A 15,620-nucleotide genomic window follows, 5' to 3' on the forward strand; every position below is an offset into this window, starting at 1 on the left:
ACATACTCTCCCTTCTTAATTCGCCTTGGGCGCGAAATTGCGTTCCAAGGTCTTCCGGGCTTCCTTCCCGGCTGGATTGGAAAAGAAGCTCTGCGTGGAACATTCCATTGCTGCTATGTGATACTCCATCCAGCCGTGGAGTGCCAGCCGAAAGTTTTTCCGGAAGCGGGTCTTCTGGATCAGCTTCTTCGCCTCCGGGTCCATGGTGTCCGCCAGGATCACCAGGGTCACGTAAGAGAACATGTGCTCGCCGCTGGGCTCGATCTTGCCCATGCCCGCCTGCCGGGACAGCTCGATCTGGTTTTTCAGCGTTTCCGCGTCCAGATGCTCCGTCACATAGAAGTAGACGTATTCGTGCTGCTCTGTGGCATAGACCACGTGGGCCTTTGTAGCGATGTAGTTCTCCTCGCGGAAGTGGTAGAACGCGGTGGCAGGGAACTGCCCTCCCTCCACAGGAACATCCCGCTCGATATCGAAGTAATAGGAGTAGGCATCCAGCAGCTTTTCCAGCCGCTCCTGCAGAGTCATTTCCATGGGCTTCCCCCTGTCATCAGAATAAAAGTCGCAGATTTCCACTTATGACAGTTATTATACACGCTCTTTCTGAATTTGTTAAGAGGGTTTGTTCAAATTTGTGTACAATTTGTGAATAACCTTATAAAAATTGTGGATTATAGAGATGCTTTTTCTATTTTTTCCCATTTTTTGCATCCGTTCTGCGCAATTTTTTCTCTTGTTTTTGTTTATTTTGCCTTCATGTTCAGGCATTTTCCTGATTCCGCACCAAATCGGCTCTTGACGCGGGAGGGCAGTTTTTTAACGCGGACCGCCTTTTCTTTACGGGCGCTGAACGGCAAAAGGCGGCGCGATGCGCCGCCTTTGGAGCTTCTGATGCCGCAGTTAATCCTGCAGCGTATTGATGAGGTGCTTCATGTGGATGCTCATGGCATGGCGGGCGCCGACCTCGTCCCGCTTTAACAGGAAATCCAGAATGAGCCGGTTGTCATTGACCGCGATGTCCTGCATGTGCTGCCGGTTCTGGGAGATCTGCAGAATTTCATTGACGGCACTGTTGATGATCGGGTACAGCCGCCGCATATACTCATTGTGGGACGCCTTGATGATGGCCCAGTGGAACTCCTGGTCCGCCAGGGGCCAGTCTCCCCCCTCGGCGGCGATGTGCTCCATCCACTGGGCTTTCTTTTCGATCTGGGCCAGCTCGTCATCCGTGGCCCGCAGGCAGGCCAGGGCCACCGTAGCCGGCTCAAAGATCAGGCGCATCTCGAACAGGTCCTTCGCCCGCACCCGGGACCGGAGCCCCGCCAGGCTCGTCAGGTCCAGTCCAGCGGCAGGCAGCTGGTCACTGACGAACGTTCCCTTGCCCCGGCGGATCTCCAGCACCCCCTGGGCCACCAGAAATGAGATCGCCTCCCGCAGCGTGGTGCGGCTGACCTGCAGCTCCTCGCTGAGCTCATTTTCGTTAGGCAGCTTGCTGCCCGGCGTATAGCGGCGCTCATCCACGATCATCTCATAAAGCCGGTCCGCGGTCTGCTCCGACAATTTTACCTTTCTGATCTCCGCCATAATACCTTCCTCCGTCGGTTTTCTACATAATTTATATCATAATTCTTTTTTCAAAAAAAGCAAGCGGCACTTGACATCATATTATTCGAGGTATACAATGACATCATACAACGCAAATCAAAATCATACAACATGTACAGGAGGTGTTTCAGTGTCCGCTTCAGCTGTCTGTTCCCACCGCATTTCCATCGTCACCGGACATTACGGCACCGGCAAGACCGAGTTTGCCGTGAACCTGGCGCTGGCTCTGGCGGCGGAGGGTGCCTCCGTGATGCTGGCCGACCTGGACATCGTCAATCCTTACTTCCGCTCCCGGGAGCGGCGGGATCTGCTGGAGAACGTCGGCATCCGGCTCATCTCCTCCTCCCAGGCCTGCTCCGACGCCGACGTCCCCGCCCTGCCGGCGGAGCTGCTGGCCATTTTGGAGAACCGGGATATCCGGGGCGTGCTGGACATTGGCGGCGACCCTGTGGGCGCCCGGGTCCTGGCCAGGTTCCAGCCCAAGATCGTCCAGGAGGACTACCAGCTCATCTACGTGCTCAACGCCAACCGCCCGGAGGTCCGGACCGCGGAGGCCGCCATCGCCTACCTGCGGGGGATCGAGGCCACCACCGGGCTTGTCTGCTCCGGCATCGTCAACAACACCCACCTGTGCGGCGAGACCACCGAGGAGGAGATCCGTAAGGGCGCGGCCCTGGCGGAGAGCGTCTCCAGGGAGACCAATATTCCCATCCTCTGCCACGTGGCCGAGGAAAAATTCGTCCCAGCTCTGTCCGATCTGCCGGAAACCGTGTTTCCGATCACCATTAAAATGAAAAAGCCGTGGGAATGACCGCGGCAGAAGGGGAAGGAGGACCACATCGTTATGTCTGCGAAAGTCACATTTAATTCCGACCGCTGCAAAGGGTGCGAGCTGTGCACCACCGTGTGTCCCAAGCACATCGTCGCCATCGACATGAATGTCATCAACCGCAAGGGCTATCATCCCGCCACCGTGACCGACATGGACCAGTGCATCGGCTGCGCCAGCTGCGCCAAGATCTGCCCGGATTCCATCATCACCGTGGAAAAATTGTAAAGAAGGAGGTCATCAACCATGGCAAAGGAATTATGGAAGGGTAACGAAGCCATCGCCGAGGCTGCCATCCGCGCCGGCTGCGACTGCTTCTTCGGTTATCCCATCACTCCCCAGAGCGAAGTCCCTGAGTATATGTCCGTGCACCTGCCCAAGGCCGGCGGCGTGTTCGTGCAGTCCGAGTCCGAGCTGGCCGCTATCAACATGGTATACGGCGCCGCCGGCGCCGGCATGCGGGCCATGACTTCCTCTTCCTCTCCCGGCATCAGCCTGAAGCAGGAGGGCATTACATATCTGGCAGGCGCCGAGCTGCCCGCCGTCATCATCAACTGCATGCGCGGCGGTCCCGGCCTGGGCACCATCCAGCCCGGCCAGGGCGACTATTTCCAGGCCACCCGCGGCGGCGGCAACGGTGACTACCGCACCGTGGTCCTGGCCCCCTCCAACGTGCAGGAGACCGTGGACTTCGTCCAGGAGGCCTTCGACATTGCCGACATGTACCGCAACCCCGTCATGGTGCTCTGCGACGGTCTGATCGGCCAGATGATGGAGCCCATTGAGTGGAAGCCCATCCCCAAGCGGGACCTGCCCCCCAAGGACTGGGCGGCCGGCGGCCGCAAGGGTCGGGCCGACCACAACTTCATCACCTCTATCTTCCTGGATGCCGAGGAGTGCGAGTCCCACAACGACCGCCTGACGGCCAAGTACGCCGAGATGGAGGAAAAGGAAGTCCGCTGGGAGGAAGTCCAGTGCGAGGACGCGGAGGTCCTCATCACCGCTTACGGCACCCCCGCCCGTATTGCCCTGACCGCGCTGGAGACTCTGCGCTCCGAGGGCATCAAGGCAGGCCTGTTCCGCCCCATCACCCTGTGGCCCTTCCCCGAAAAGGCGCTGCACGCGCTGGCGGGCCAGGAGCACATCAAGGCGGTCCTGGACGTGGAAATGAGCACCACCGGCCAGATGCTGGACGACGTCCGGCTGGCTGTGGAGGGTCAGAAGCCCATCAGCTATCTGGGTCACGCCGGCGGCGTCATGCCCACCGTGGAAGAAATGATCGAATCGGCCAGAAAAGCCTTGAAGGAGGTCAAGTGATATGGCAGTCGTATATGAAAAGTCCAAAGGCTTGACGGATGCCGAACTGCATTACTGCCCCGGCTGTCATCACGGCATCATTCACAAGCTGGTAGCCGAATCCCTGGTGGAGCTGGGACTGCTGGACGGCGCCATCGGCGTCTGCCCCGTGGGCTGCTCCGTGTTTGCCTACAAGTATTTCGCCTGTGACATGCTGGAGGCCTCCCATGGCCGCGCCCCCGCCGTTGCCACCGGCATCAAGCGCACCCATCCCGACCAGGCGGTGTTCACCTATCAGGGCGACGGCGACCTGGCCTCCATCGGCGCCGCCGAGATCGTCCACGCCGCCATGCGCGGTGAGAAGTTCACCACCATTTTCGTCAACAACGCCATTTACGGCATGACCGGCGGCCAGATGGCGCCCACCACCCTGATCGGCCAGCGGGCCACCACCTGTCAGAGCGGCCGTACCGTGGAGCAGGCCGGTATGCCCATCCGCGTGGCCGAGATGCTGTCCACTCTGGACGGCTGCGTCTACGCCGAGCGCGTCTGCGTCACCGACATCGCCAACCTCAACAAGGCCAAGAAAGCCATCAAGACGGCGTTCCAGAAGCAGATGGCCGGCGAGGGCTTCACCTTCGTGGAAGTCCTGTCCACCTGCCCCACCAACTGGGGCATGACGCCGCTGAAGGCCAACCAGTGGCTGAAGGAGAACATGGCCGCGTATTATCCTCTGGGCGTCATCAAGGATAAGCCTATTAACGCGGAGGTGAAATAAGATGAAGAAGCAGATCATCATTTCCGGTTTCGGCGGCCAGGGCGGTCTGGCCATCGGCAAGAACCTGGCGGAGGCCGGCATGGACGAGGGCCTGAACGTCACCTGGGCGCCCTCCTACGGCCCCGAGATGCGCGGCGGCACCGCCAACTGCTCCGTGGTCCTCTCCGACCATCCCGTGGGCTCCCCCGTGTTCGCCCGCTGCACGGAGCTGATCGCCCTGAACGAGCCCTCCCTCATCAAGTTCGAGGAAGGCGTCCTCCCCGGCGGCACGGTCTTTGTCAACAGCGACGTGGTCACCGACAAGGTGAGCCGTCCGGACCTGACCGCCTACTACATCCCCTGCGCCAAGATCGCCGAGGAAGTGGGCAACCCCAAGGTGGGCAACATGGTCATGCTGGGCGCTTACGTGGCGGCCACCAAGATCCTGAAGCCCGAGACCATCGAGAAGATGATCGAGACCATGTTTACCGGTCCCAAGGCCAAGTTCATCCCCCTGAACATCGAGGCTTTCCGCCGCGGCATGGCCTGCGTGCAGTAAACCCTCTATCTCCTCCGGCGAGCCGGCGGCGATCCCGCTGGCCCGCCGGGGCTCTCTCCCTGTATTCCGGTCATTCTGTGCATTTTACCGATTGACTTTGTTCCGCTATCAGCGTATAAATGAAAGTGGAAACGGCGAATATGTCTGCCGCCGAATACGGGACGATATGGAAGTTTGACTTTCGCCATTTCGCTTTGTGCGGAATCGTGCGGAAGTCTTTTGTCGTTTTGTGCCAAAAAAACTTCAATTTTTCATAGAAGGAGAGTTTGTTATGCTGGATATCAAGATCACCAAAACAACCAACCCCAAGGTCAAGCCCGACGAGAGCAAGCTGGGCTTCGGCAAAGTTTTCTCCGATCATATGTTCCTGATGGACTACGCCCCCGACAAGGGCTGGTACGACGCCCGCATCGTGCCCTACGCCCCCTTCGTGCTGGACCCCGCCTGCGTGGTGTTCCATTACGCACAGGAGCTGTTTGAGGGCATGAAGGCCTACCGCACCGCCGGGAACGACATCCAGCTGTTCCGCCCTGAGTGCAACGGCCAGCGGATGCAGGACTCCTGCGACCGTATGTGCATCCCCCAGATCCCCGTGGACGATTACGTCCAGGCTGTCAAGGCCCTGGTGGAGATCGACAAGGACTGGGTCCCCCACTCTGAGGGCGCTTCCCTGTACATCCGTCCCTTCATCATCGCCACCGATGTCGGCATGGGCGTCCACGCCAGCAAGAACTACACCTTCTGCATCATCTGCTCTCCCTCCGGCGCCTACTACGCCAGCGGCATCGACCCCGTCCGCATCTACGTCGAAGACGAGTACATCCGTGCCGCCCCCGGCCTGACCGGATTCACCAAGTGCGGCGGCAACTACGCCGCCTCCATCAAGGCCGGCGAGCTGGCCGAGCAGAAGGGCTTCGCCCAGGTGCTGTGGCTGGACGGCGTGGAGAAGAAGTACGTCGAGGAAGTCGGCGCCATGAACATCTTCTTCATGATCGACGGCAAGATCTACACCGCCGCCTGCGTGGGCACCGTGCTGCCCGGCGTCACCCGCCGCAGCTGCATCGAGCTGCTGAAGGACTGGGGCTATGAGGTCATCGAGGGCAAGCTGGCCATCGCCGACATCATGAAGGCCGGCCATGAGGGCCACCTGGACGAGGTCTTCGGCACCGGCACCGCCGCCGTCGTCTCCCCCGTCAAGGAGCTGGACTGGAAGGGCGACAAGGTGGACATCTCCGGCGGCAAGATCGGCCCCGTCACCCAGAGACTGTACGACACCATGACCGGCATCCAGTGGGGCAAGCTGCCCGACACCAAGGGCTGGATCGTTCCCGTCTGCAAGGGCTGATACCTTATATAATAAAAGAGAGGCGCGATGCGCCTCTCTCTTTTTATGTGTGAATGGATCACTCCGCCGCTTTCCAGGCGGTCTCCAGCGCAATTTCCATCATTTCATGGAAAGAGTCCTGCCGCTCCTCGGCGGACAGGGCCTCGCCGGTAAAGATGTGGTCGGAGATGGTCAGGATGCTGAGGGCCTTCTTGCCCAGCCGCTGGGCCGTCCAGTACAGGCCCGCCGTCTCCATCTCCACCGCCAGGATGCCGAACTTGCGGTAGGTCTCCCCCGCCTCAGGGTTGTCGTTATAGAACTGGTCGGCGGTGAACACCTGGCCCACATCCGCCCGGACGCCCAGCTTTTCCGCGGCGGCCACGGCGTCCCGCAGCATGGCGTAGTCGGCGGTGGCGCAGAGCTGGCCGGGGAAACGGTACTGGTCGGCAAAGTGGGAGTTGGTGGATGCGCCCATGGCGATGACCACATCCCGCACCTTCACATCGTCGCCGATGCCGCCGGCGGAGCCGATGCGGATGATGGATTCCACGCCGTAGAAGTTATACAGCTCATAGGTATACAGGCCGATGGAGGGCACGCCCATGCCGTGGCCCATGACGGAAATTTTCTTGCCCTTGTAGGTGCCGGTGTAGCCCAGCATGTTGCGGACGGTGTTGAAGCAGACCGGGTCTTCCAGATAGTGCTCCGCCACGTACTTGGCCCGCAGAGGGTCGCCGGGCATCAGCATGACCTTGGCAACGTTGGTTTCCTCCGCCGCGATGCAGGCGGAGGGGGATTCTTTGACCGCCATTTTTGAGTCCTCCTTGTATAGTTGATGTCGGATTTTACTTTTTGTTGTCAAACAGGGCCGCCAGGCTCTCGGTATATGGCGCCCGGCAGATGCCCTTCTCCGTGATGATGCCCGTGATGAGGCTGTGGTCCGTCACGTCGAAGGCCGGGTTGTAGCACTTCACATCCCGCAGGGCCATGGGCTTTTCATACCACATATTTTTGATTTCCTCCGGGTCCCGCTCCTCGATGGGGATGTGGTCCCCGTCGGGGCAGTTCATGTCGATGGTGCTGGTGGGGCCCAGCACGTAGAAGGGGATGCCGTAGTGCTTCGCCAGAATCGCCACGCCGCTGGTGCCGATCTTGTTGGCGGTGTCGCCGTTGGCGGCCACCCGGTCGCAGCCCACGAAGCAGGCCTGCACCCAGCCGTTCTTCATCACGATGGAGGCCATGTTGTCGCAAATCAGCGTCACATCCACCCCCGCCCGCTGCAGCTCGTAGCTGGTGAGCCGGGCGCCCTGAAGCAGGGGCCGGGTCTCGTCGGAAAAGACGCGGAATTTCATGCCCCGCTCTGTTCCCAGCAGGATGGGCCCCAGCGCCGTGCCGTACCGGGAGGTGGCAAGAGGCCCCGCGTTGCAGTGGGTCAGGATGCCGTCGCCGTCCTTCACCACCGTCAATCCGTACTCGGAGATGGCGGCACACTTGGCGATGTCGTCGGCGTGGATGGCCGCCGCCTTTTCGTACAGCGCCTCCAGCAGCGCCGGGCGGGACAGGGACAGGTTTTCCTGCGCCGTTTTCAGCATCTCCCGGATGGCCCAGCTCAGATTTACCGCCGTGGGGCGGGAGCTGTTCAGATAAGCGCCGTATTTCTCCAGTGTGCTGTAAAACTCCTCCCCTTGCGGGATGCTCCGTGCCAGCACATACATGGAGTAGGCGGCGCAGATGCCGATGGCCGGGGCGCCCCGGACCTTCAGCGTCTTGATGGCGTCGTACATCTCCTCCGCCGTGGTCAGACGGAGGAATTTTTCCTCATTGGGCAGCAATGTCTGGTCCAGGATGACCAGCTCCTCCGCCGCCTTGTCGTAGCGGATATTCTCCACATGGGTCACTTTCCGCAGCTTTTCATCCATGGCGCACCTCCCGCAATGTCTGATACATCCCCCGCAGACCCTGGAGGCGGGCAACTTCCTCCTCTGTCAGCGGGACGCCGCCGCCCAACAGCTGGGCGTTCAGCACGATCTTCGCCGTATGCTCCACCGTCTCCAGCCGGTCGAAAGCCTCCCACAGATCGCCGCCCCAGGCCAGGGCGCCGTGGTTTGCCAGCAGCAGGGCGTTGTGGTCCGCCAGATAAGGGCGGACGCTTTCGGGCACCTCCCGGGTGGAGAGCATGGCAAAAGAGGGGGTACAGGGCACCTGCCCCAGCCCCGCCACCAGCTCGGAGAGGTAGGGCGTCTCCAGCCCCCGGCGGCAGACGGCAAAGGCCGTGGATACTGGCGGATGGGCGTGGACCACGGCGTTCACATCCGGCCTGCCCCGGTAGACCTCCAGGTGCATTTTGCCCTCGGAGGAGGGGTGGCGGTTACCCTCTACCACTGTGCCGTCCAGGTCCGTCACCAGCAGCATCTCCGGAGTCATCCGGCCCTTGCTGACGCCGGAGGGGGTGATCAGCAGCCGGTTTTCCGCCACCTTTACGGAGATGTTGCCGTCGTTGGCGGCAACATACCCCCGGTCATACAGCAGCTTTCCGACCCGGCAGACGGCCTCCCGTTCTTCCCGAAAGGTCATCGCTCACACCCGCCGGATGTAGTCGGCCTTCCGGGGCTTGGGGGTGGGGGCGGGGCCGTCAGCATAGCCCAGGACGCAGATGCCCACGCCCCGGTACTTCTCGTCCAGGCCCCACTTTTTCAGCAGTTCCTTACCGGCGGGCATGTCGAAATACTCCATGCAGCGGTTGATCCAGCAGGAGCCCACGCCGAGGGACGCGGCGGCGGTCATCAGGTTGCCCATCACCAGGGAGCCGTCCTGGAGCCAGTTGGCGGCCTCGCCGTCCGCCAGCACCACGACTGCCGTGGGCGCCCCGTAGAAGGGGTCCGCACCGGGCTTGCCCTGAATTTCGGCGTTGGCGCGGGAGAGCATGGAGATGGTCTCCGCGTCCTGCACCACCACCATGACGGCGGACTGCAGCCCCTTGCCGCTGGCGGCCCAGGTGCCGGCCTCCAGAATGGCGTTCAATTCCTCGTCCCTGATCTGCTCCGCCTTGTACTTGCGGATGCTGCGGCGCTCTTTCAGAACCTTCAGTGTCTCATTCATCGTCAAAACTTCCTTTCCAAGCATTGTCACACGGCGCCGAAAACAGACCGCATGATCTCTCTGCACGTTTGGTACATCAAAATGGTGTCAATTCCATAGGCCAGAAAATCCAGCCCCTCGGCAAACAATTCCCGGACGAACACCGGGTCCAGCCCCAGCGCGCCCACCGGAACGCCGCCCTTTCCGGCACGGCGGACCATCTCCAAAAGGGCCTCCCGCACCTCCGGCGCGTTGGTATCCCCTTTCAGCCCCATGGCCACCGACAGGTCCACCGGCCCCAGAAACACCGCCGTCAGGCCGGGCGTGCGAATGATCTCGTCAAAGTTCTTCACGCCCTCCGGCGACTCCACCAGGGCGATCACGGCGGTCTCCCGGTTGGCGGTCTCATAGTAGTCGCTGCCGCCGGCGCCGTAGCGGTTGGCCCGCACGCCGGGACAGGCCCCCCGGATGCCCTCCGGCGTGAATTTGGAGAGCGCCACGGCCTGGGCCGCCTGCTCCGCCGTGTCGATATTGGGCACAATGACGCCCGCCGCGCCCAGATCCAGCGATTTTTTGATCCAGACCGCGTCCAGGGCCGGCACCCGCACCAGCATGGACAGTCCGGCGGCCTCTCCCGCCCGGACCAGCTCCGCCGCCTTCTCCGTTCCATAGTAGGTGTGTTCCAGGTCAATCGCAGCAAACCGGAATCCCGCGTAGGCGGCCGCCTCGATAAATTCCGGCGACGCGGACTGCACAAACGTGCCTAAAAACGGTTTCCCCTCCGCCAAAAGTTTCCCAAACGGTATCACAGGTCTTCCCTCTTCCTCTCTTAATAGCATGATTCTACCACGTTTTATAGGAGATGCCAAAGAATATTTCCGCGATCCGCAAAATTTAATGGTTTTGGGGCTGGCTTTTTTCCCATGTTTTCTATATGATATACAATCATATCCCAAAAAAAGCAAGGAGTTGACCTTATATGCCCCAGCCCCTCTCCGAGCGCACCGCCAGCTTTACCGACTCCGTCATCCGCCGGATGACCCGCATTTCCCTGCAATACGGCGCCGTGAACCTGTCCCAGGGCTTCCCCGACTTCGACCCGCCCAAGGCCATTCTGGACCGTCTGGCGGAGGTGGCCCATGAGGGACCCCACCAGTACGCCATCACCTGGGGCGCCCAGAACTTCCGGGAGGCGCTGGCGAAAAAGCAGAGCCACTATATGGGCCGCTCCATCGACCCCAACAGCGAGATCGTGGCCACCTGCGGCTCCACCGAGGCCATGATGTGCGCCATGATGACCGTCACCAACCCCGGTGACAAGGTCATCGTCTTCTCCCCCTTCTATGAGAACTACGGGGCGGATACCATCCTCTCCGGCGCCGAGCCCATCTACGTGCCCCTGGTGCCCCCGGCCTTCACCTTCGACCCGGAGGTGCTGGAGGACGCCTTCCGCCAGCATCCCAAGGCGCTGGTGCTGTGCAACCCCTCCAACCCCTGCGGCCGGGTGTTCACCCGGGAGGAGCTGCTGGTCATTGCAAACCTGGCTGAAAAATACGACACCTACGTCATCACCGACGAGGTGTATGAGCACATCGTCTACGCGCCCCATACCCATACCTATTTTGCCACCCTGCCGGGGATGTGGGAGCGGACCCTCTCCTGTTCCTCCCTGTCCAAGACCTACTCCATCACCGGCTGGCGGCTGGGCTACATCATCGCCCCGGCGGAGATCATCGAGCGGGCCAAGAAGGTCCACGACTTCCTGACCGTGGGCTGCGCGGCGCCGCTGATGGAGGCCGTCATGCCCGCCCTGGGCTTTGGTCAGGACTACTACGACGACCTGCTGGCCAAGTACACCCATAAGAAAGAGCTGTTCCTGCGGGGGCTGGATACCCTGGGCATCACCCACAACGACCCCCAGGGCGCCTACTACGTCCTGCTGGACATCAGCGATTTCGGCTACGACAGCGACCTCCAATTCTGCGAGGACCTGGCCCAGAAGGTGGGCGTGGGCGCCGTGCCCGGCTCCAGCTTCTTCCGGGAGCCGGTGAACCACCTCATCCGGATGCACTTCGCCAAGAACGACGAAACGCTGAACGAGGCCCTGACCCGGCTGGAATCCATGAAAAAGCTGAAAAAATGACGCAGGCGCCCCGGCCTTCGGCCGGGGCGCTTCCATGTTTCCCATATCGACATTTTTCGCGTCGTCTGCTATACTGGGTCTATCAACGCAAAGGGGAGTCCCTATGGAACGAAACTTCTTGCCCATCTCCCGGGCGGATATGAAGCGCCGGGGCTGGGAACAGTGCGATTTTGTATATGTCATCGGCGACGCCTACGTGGACCATCCCACCTTCGGCCACGCCATCATCTCCCGGGTGCTGGAGGACGCGGGCTACAAGGTGGGCATCATCTCCCAGCCGGACTGGAAGGACCCGGAGAGCATCCTGGCCCTGGGGGAGCCCCGCCTCGGCTTTCTGGTGATGAGCGGCAACATGGACTCCATGGTGAACCACTACTCCGTGTCAAAGCGCCGCCGCAAAACGGACGCTTTCACCCCCGGCGGCGTCACCGGCAAGCGGCCGGACCACGCCGCTGTGGTGTACTGCAACCTCATCCGCCGGACCTTCCCCCACAAGCCCGTCATTGTCGGCGGCATTGAGGCCAGCCTCCGCCGCCTGGCCCACTACGACTACTGGTCCGACTCCCTGAAGCGCTCCCTGCTGCTGGACTCCCAGGCGGACCTGCTGCTCTACGGCATGGGGGAGCGGAGCATCCTGGAGGTGGCGGAGGCCCTGGACAGCGGCCTGGACATCTCCGACATCACTTATGTCCGCGGCTCCGTCTACAAGACCCGGAGTTTGGAGAGCGTCTACGACGCCCTGACTTTGCCCTCCTACGAAGCCCTGTGCGCTGACCGGCGGACCTATGCCGAGAGCTTTTACAGGCAATACTGCAACACCGACCCCTTCATCGCCAAGCGGCTGGCGGAGCCCTACGAAAAGGAGGGCTGCTGGGTGGTCCAGAACCCGCCCCAGGAGCCGCTGACCACGGAGGAGATGGACCACGTCTACGCCCTGCCCTACATGCGGACCTACCACCCCTCCTATGAAAAGGCGGGCGGCGTCCCCGCCATCGAGGAGGTCAAGTTCAGCCTGACGAGCAACCGGGGGTGCTTCGGCGGCTGCTCCTTCTGCGCCCTGACCTTCCACCAGGGCCGCATCGTCCAGACCCGGAGCCACGAGGCCATTATCGACGAGGCCAGGGAAGTCATCGCCGACCCGGATTTCAAGGGCTACATCCACGACGTGGGCGGCCCCACCGCCAACTTCCGCCATCCCAGCTGCCAGAAGCAGCTGACGAAGGGCGTCTGCCCCAACCGCCAGTGTTTGTTCCCCACGCCCTGCAAGAATCTGCAGGTGGACCACCGGGACTATCTGGAGCTGCTGCGGAAGCTCCGGGCGCTGCCGGGGGTGAAAAAGGTGTTCATCCGCAGCGGCATCCGGTTCGACTATCTGCTCTGCGACAAGGATGACACTTTCTTAAAGGAAATGGTGAAGCACCACATCTCCGGCCAGCTGAAGGTCGCGCCGGAGCACGTGTCCGACCCGGTGCTGAAAATGATGGGCAAGCCCCCCAACGCCGTCTATCAGAAATTTATCGCCAAATACCAGCGGCTCAACGAAAAGCTGGGCATGAAGCAGTACGTGGTGCCCTACCTTATGAGCAGTCACCCCGGCTCCACACTGAAGGAGGCCGTCAAGCTGGCGGAGTACCTGCGGGACCTGGGCTATATGCCGGAGCAGGTCCAGGACTTCTACCCCACCCCCTCCACCATCTCCACCGTCATGTACTACACCGGCCTGGACCCCCGGACCATGGAGCCGGTGTATGTCCCCACCAATCCCCATGAAAAGGCCATGCAGCGGGCGCTCATCCAGTACCGGGACCCGAAGAATTACGCTCTCGTCCGGGAGGCCCTGGAAAAGGCGGGACGGCAGGACCTGATCGGCTTCGGCAGGGAATGCCTCATCCGGCCCTATCCGCCGAAGAAGGACGCCGGAAAGTCCGGCGGCAGAACGGGCACCGGAAAGCCCACCGGAAAGGAGCCGCCCCGGAAAAGCGGGAAGGCCCCTCAAAAAGGCAAGCCCGCCCCCCCGCGGGAAAACCGTCCCCGCCGGAAGAAACGGTAACGGAAAACGCCCATCATGGGCGTTTTCTTTTTCGCATAAGCGCCATTTCCCCCGCATAGGATGAACCAACAAGAGGCGGGGAGTGAAGGTGTTTTGAAGGAAAACATGGAGGAGCGGGCGGAACGCCTGGCTCTTTACATCATAGAGAACCGGACCACGGTCCGCGCCGCCGCGCAGAAATTCGGCATCAGCAAAAGTACGGTACACAAGGACATTTCCGAGCGGCTGCCCCTGTTCAACCGCCCGCTGTACTTACAGGTCAAAGAAGTGCTGGACGTCAACAAGGCCCAGCGGCACATCCGGGGCGGCATCGCCACCCGGAAGAAGTACCGGGGCATCTGAGAGGCGGTCCTATGGAAAAATACGCGCGGGAGCAGGACCAGCCGGGCCCGCTGCCCTACCGTCCGTCCGCCGGGACATCCGTATTCACCGAGCCGGAGGTGCGCCGCTGGCCCCATCCGGTAGAGGGCACGCCGCCGGCGGAAAACCTTTCCCAAAAACCGCCCGGCGACGGGATGCTCCACTATATCCGCTGCGCCCTCTCCTACCAGAACCAGACGCTGGCGGACATCAAGGCCCTGCTGGAACAGATCGCGGCAAATATGGCTGAAAAATAGCGGCTCCGCCGCTATTTTTCTCAGGCTGCCGAAAAAGTCCGCTGACTTTTCCGGCAGCCTTCACAATGCCTCGCTTTTTGGCCTGCTTCGCAGTTCAAAAAGTTGCCGCTTTGCGGCGCAAACGCCTGTTAACACAGGCTTTTTGCAGGCATTTGATTCCACACGAAGGGGCTCCCGCCCCCTCGTACTCCCCCTGCGGGAAAATCCGTTTGCTCCCGAAACTGGTTTTAGGGCACACCGCGAAAAATAGCGGCTCCGCCGCTATTTTTCTCTTGTGTTTTTTGGGGACGGGCTATATAATGAGGTGCAGTATTATGTAAATCGACTGCTTTCGAGTAAAGGAGCGTTGTTTCCCATGTCCAAGCCCCGCCACCTCCGCAAACGCAGGCGCAGGCCCGCCTATCTCCTTCTGCTGCTGGCAGTGCTGGTGTTTGCCGTTGTTTACGCCGGCGCGTACTGTCTGTTCCGGGCGCCGGAGCAAAAGCAGGAAGCGCCGCTCCCCGTGGTCTCCGCCGAAGCCGGCGGCGTCCAGGACACCCCGGAGGAGACCCCGGACCTCCGCTCCCATTACGAGCGGAAAGCGGACTTCTACACCATTCTGGTCTCCGGCGTGGACGACGGCAACGGCGGCAGCGACACCAACATTCTCCTGGCGGTAGACGCCGCCAACGACTACATATACGGCGTCAGCATCCCCCGGGATTCCAAGGCCGTATTCAACGGCAAAAATCACAAGATCAACGCCGCCTACAACACCGGAGGCATGGAGATGCTGGCCGACGTGGTCTCCCGGCAGCTGGGCATTCCCGTGGACTACACCGTGCTGGTGGACCTGCGGGGCTTTGAGGCCCTGGTGAACGCCATCGGCGGTGTGGATTTCTACATCCCCGTGGATATGGACTACGACGACCCCGTCCAGGACCTGCACATCCACTTCTCCAAGGGCTCCGCCCACCTGAACGGTGCTGACGCGTTGAAAGTTGTCCGCTTCCGCCACAACAACGACGGCACCGGCTACGGCAGCGAGGACCTGGGGCGGATGCAGACCCAGCAGAACTTTTTGAAGACCGTCGCCAAGCAGACGCTGACCGTGTCCAACCTCACGAAGATCGACAGCTTCGTGAAAATTTTCCAGCAGTATGTGGAGACCGACCTGACCTTAGGCAATCTGGCCTGGCTGGGCCGGGAGGCCATCGCCATCGGCGCTGAAAACATCGACTTCTCCACCCTCCCCGGCGAGTGGAAATCCCCTTACATCTACCTGGACCAGGAAGCCACGCTGACTCTGGTGAACCAATACCTGAACCCCTACGTGGAGGACCGGACGGCGGAGGACCTGCAGATCCCCGGCTGAGCCGCCGC

Annotated in this window: 18 protein-coding genes; 11 read left to right on the forward strand and 7 right to left on the reverse strand. The window is 61.4% G+C overall.

Annotated features, from left to right (window positions below; all coding sequences use genetic code 11):
- Nucleotides 1–15: 15 nt before the first annotated feature.
- Nucleotides 16–534, reverse strand: coding sequence for a hypothetical protein (locus JQM68_RS02490; protein WP_235221335.1), 519 nt, complete (start codon nucleotides 532–534; stop codon nucleotides 16–18).
- A gap of 366 nt (nucleotides 535–900) precedes the next feature.
- Nucleotides 901–1,584: a FadR/GntR family transcriptional regulator gene (locus tag JQM68_RS02495; RefSeq protein ID WP_235221336.1), complete on the reverse strand. Its 684-nt coding sequence runs from the start codon at nucleotides 1,582–1,584 to the stop codon at nucleotides 901–903.
- A 151-nt stretch (nucleotides 1,585–1,735) separates the two neighbouring features.
- Between JQM68_RS02495 and JQM68_RS02500 the strand changes: the two genes are divergently transcribed.
- The 6 genes from JQM68_RS02500 to JQM68_RS02525 all read left to right on the forward strand — a co-directional run bounded on the left by JQM68_RS02500 (nucleotide 1,736) and on the right by JQM68_RS02525 (nucleotide 6,391).
- A complete protein-coding gene (locus tag JQM68_RS02500; RefSeq protein WP_235221337.1) occupies nucleotides 1,736–2,416 on the forward strand; it encodes a nucleotide-binding protein in 681 nt (226 codons plus the stop codon).
- Nucleotides 2,417–2,449: 33 nt separating this feature from the next.
- Nucleotides 2,450–2,662 carry a 4Fe-4S dicluster domain-containing protein gene (locus tag JQM68_RS02505; RefSeq protein ID WP_235221338.1) on the forward strand — a complete coding sequence of 71 codons (213 nt, stop codon included), beginning with the start codon at nucleotides 2,450–2,452 and terminating at the stop codon, nucleotides 2,660–2,662.
- A gap of 18 nt (nucleotides 2,663–2,680) precedes the next feature.
- Nucleotides 2,681–3,751 (forward strand): 3-methyl-2-oxobutanoate dehydrogenase subunit VorB, encoded by a 1,071-nt coding sequence (locus JQM68_RS02510; protein ID WP_235221339.1) that lies wholly within the window; start codon nucleotides 2,681–2,683, stop codon nucleotides 3,749–3,751.
- Nucleotide 3,752: 1 nt separating this feature from the next.
- Nucleotides 3,753–4,508, forward strand: coding sequence for a thiamine pyrophosphate-dependent enzyme (locus tag JQM68_RS02515; protein WP_235221340.1), 756 nt, complete (start codon nucleotides 3,753–3,755; stop codon nucleotides 4,506–4,508).
- 1 nt (nucleotide 4,509) lies between these two features.
- Nucleotides 4,510–5,046, forward strand: coding sequence for a 2-oxoacid:acceptor oxidoreductase family protein (locus JQM68_RS02520; RefSeq protein WP_235221341.1), 537 nt, complete (start codon nucleotides 4,510–4,512; stop codon nucleotides 5,044–5,046).
- Nucleotides 5,047–5,317: 271 nt separating this feature from the next.
- The gene (locus JQM68_RS02525) at nucleotides 5,318–6,391 is read left to right on the forward strand and encodes a branched-chain amino acid aminotransferase (protein WP_235221342.1); all 1,074 of its coding nucleotides are present in this window, start codon (nucleotides 5,318–5,320) and stop codon (nucleotides 6,389–6,391) included.
- Nucleotides 6,392–6,449: 58 nt separating this feature from the next.
- Here the strand turns inward: JQM68_RS02525 and deoD are convergent, their stop codons facing one another.
- From deoD to JQM68_RS02550, 5 genes are read right to left on the reverse strand one after another with little or no spacing between them, the layout of a single operon-like run.
- Entirely contained in the window at nucleotides 6,450–7,181 is a 732-nt protein-coding gene (gene deoD / locus JQM68_RS02530) for a purine-nucleoside phosphorylase (RefSeq protein WP_235221343.1), read from the reverse strand.
- A gap of 34 nt (nucleotides 7,182–7,215) precedes the next feature.
- Nucleotides 7,216–8,289 carry an S-methyl-5-thioribose-1-phosphate isomerase gene (mtnA, locus tag JQM68_RS02535; RefSeq protein WP_235221344.1) on the reverse strand — a complete coding sequence of 358 codons (1,074 nt, stop codon included), beginning with the start codon at nucleotides 8,287–8,289 and terminating at the stop codon, nucleotides 7,216–7,218.
- On the reverse strand, nucleotides 8,282–8,944 hold the full coding sequence (locus JQM68_RS02540; protein ID WP_235221345.1) for a class II aldolase/adducin family protein: 663 nt from the start codon (nucleotides 8,942–8,944) through the stop codon (nucleotides 8,282–8,284). Before JQM68_RS02540 ends, mtnA begins: the two co-directional genes overlap by 8 nt.
- Nucleotides 8,945–8,947: 3 nt before the next feature.
- Nucleotides 8,948–9,469 carry a nitroreductase family protein gene (locus JQM68_RS02545; RefSeq protein ID WP_235221346.1) on the reverse strand — a complete coding sequence of 174 codons (522 nt, stop codon included), beginning with the start codon at nucleotides 9,467–9,469 and terminating at the stop codon, nucleotides 8,948–8,950.
- Nucleotides 9,470–9,495: 26 nt separating this feature from the next.
- The gene (locus JQM68_RS02550; RefSeq protein ID WP_235221347.1) at nucleotides 9,496–10,257 is read right to left on the reverse strand and encodes an HpcH/HpaI aldolase family protein; all 762 of its coding nucleotides are present in this window, start codon (nucleotides 10,255–10,257) and stop codon (nucleotides 9,496–9,498) included.
- Between the two features lie 170 nt (nucleotides 10,258–10,427).
- On the opposite strand from JQM68_RS02550, the gene JQM68_RS02555 reads away from it, so the two are divergent.
- The 5 genes from JQM68_RS02555 (at nucleotide 10,428) to JQM68_RS02575 (ending at nucleotide 15,612) form a co-directional block, all read left to right on the forward strand.
- Complete coding sequence (locus JQM68_RS02555) at nucleotides 10,428–11,591, forward strand: pyridoxal phosphate-dependent aminotransferase (RefSeq protein ID WP_235221348.1); 1,164 nt, start codon at nucleotides 10,428–10,430, stop codon at nucleotides 11,589–11,591.
- A gap of 103 nt (nucleotides 11,592–11,694) precedes the next feature.
- Entirely contained in the window at nucleotides 11,695–13,641 is a 1,947-nt protein-coding gene (locus JQM68_RS02560; RefSeq protein ID WP_235221349.1) for a YgiQ family radical SAM protein, read from the forward strand.
- Nucleotides 13,642–13,734: 93 nt separating this feature from the next.
- On the forward strand, nucleotides 13,735–13,983 hold the full coding sequence (locus JQM68_RS02565; RefSeq protein WP_235221350.1) for a sporulation transcriptional regulator SpoIIID: 249 nt from the start codon (nucleotides 13,735–13,737) through the stop codon (nucleotides 13,981–13,983).
- Between the two features lie 11 nt (nucleotides 13,984–13,994).
- Entirely contained in the window at nucleotides 13,995–14,258 is a 264-nt protein-coding gene (locus JQM68_RS02570; protein WP_235221351.1) for a hypothetical protein, read from the forward strand.
- Nucleotides 14,259–14,613: 355 nt separating this feature from the next.
- Entirely contained in the window at nucleotides 14,614–15,612 is a 999-nt protein-coding gene (locus tag JQM68_RS02575) for an LCP family protein (RefSeq protein WP_235221352.1), read from the forward strand.
- Nucleotides 15,613–15,620: the final 8 nt, after the last annotated feature.

The sequence above is a fragment of the Oscillibacter valericigenes genome (genome assembly GCF_021531435.1).
Classification (GTDB): Bacteria; Bacillota; Clostridia; order Oscillospirales; family Oscillospiraceae; genus Oscillibacter; species Oscillibacter valericigenes_B.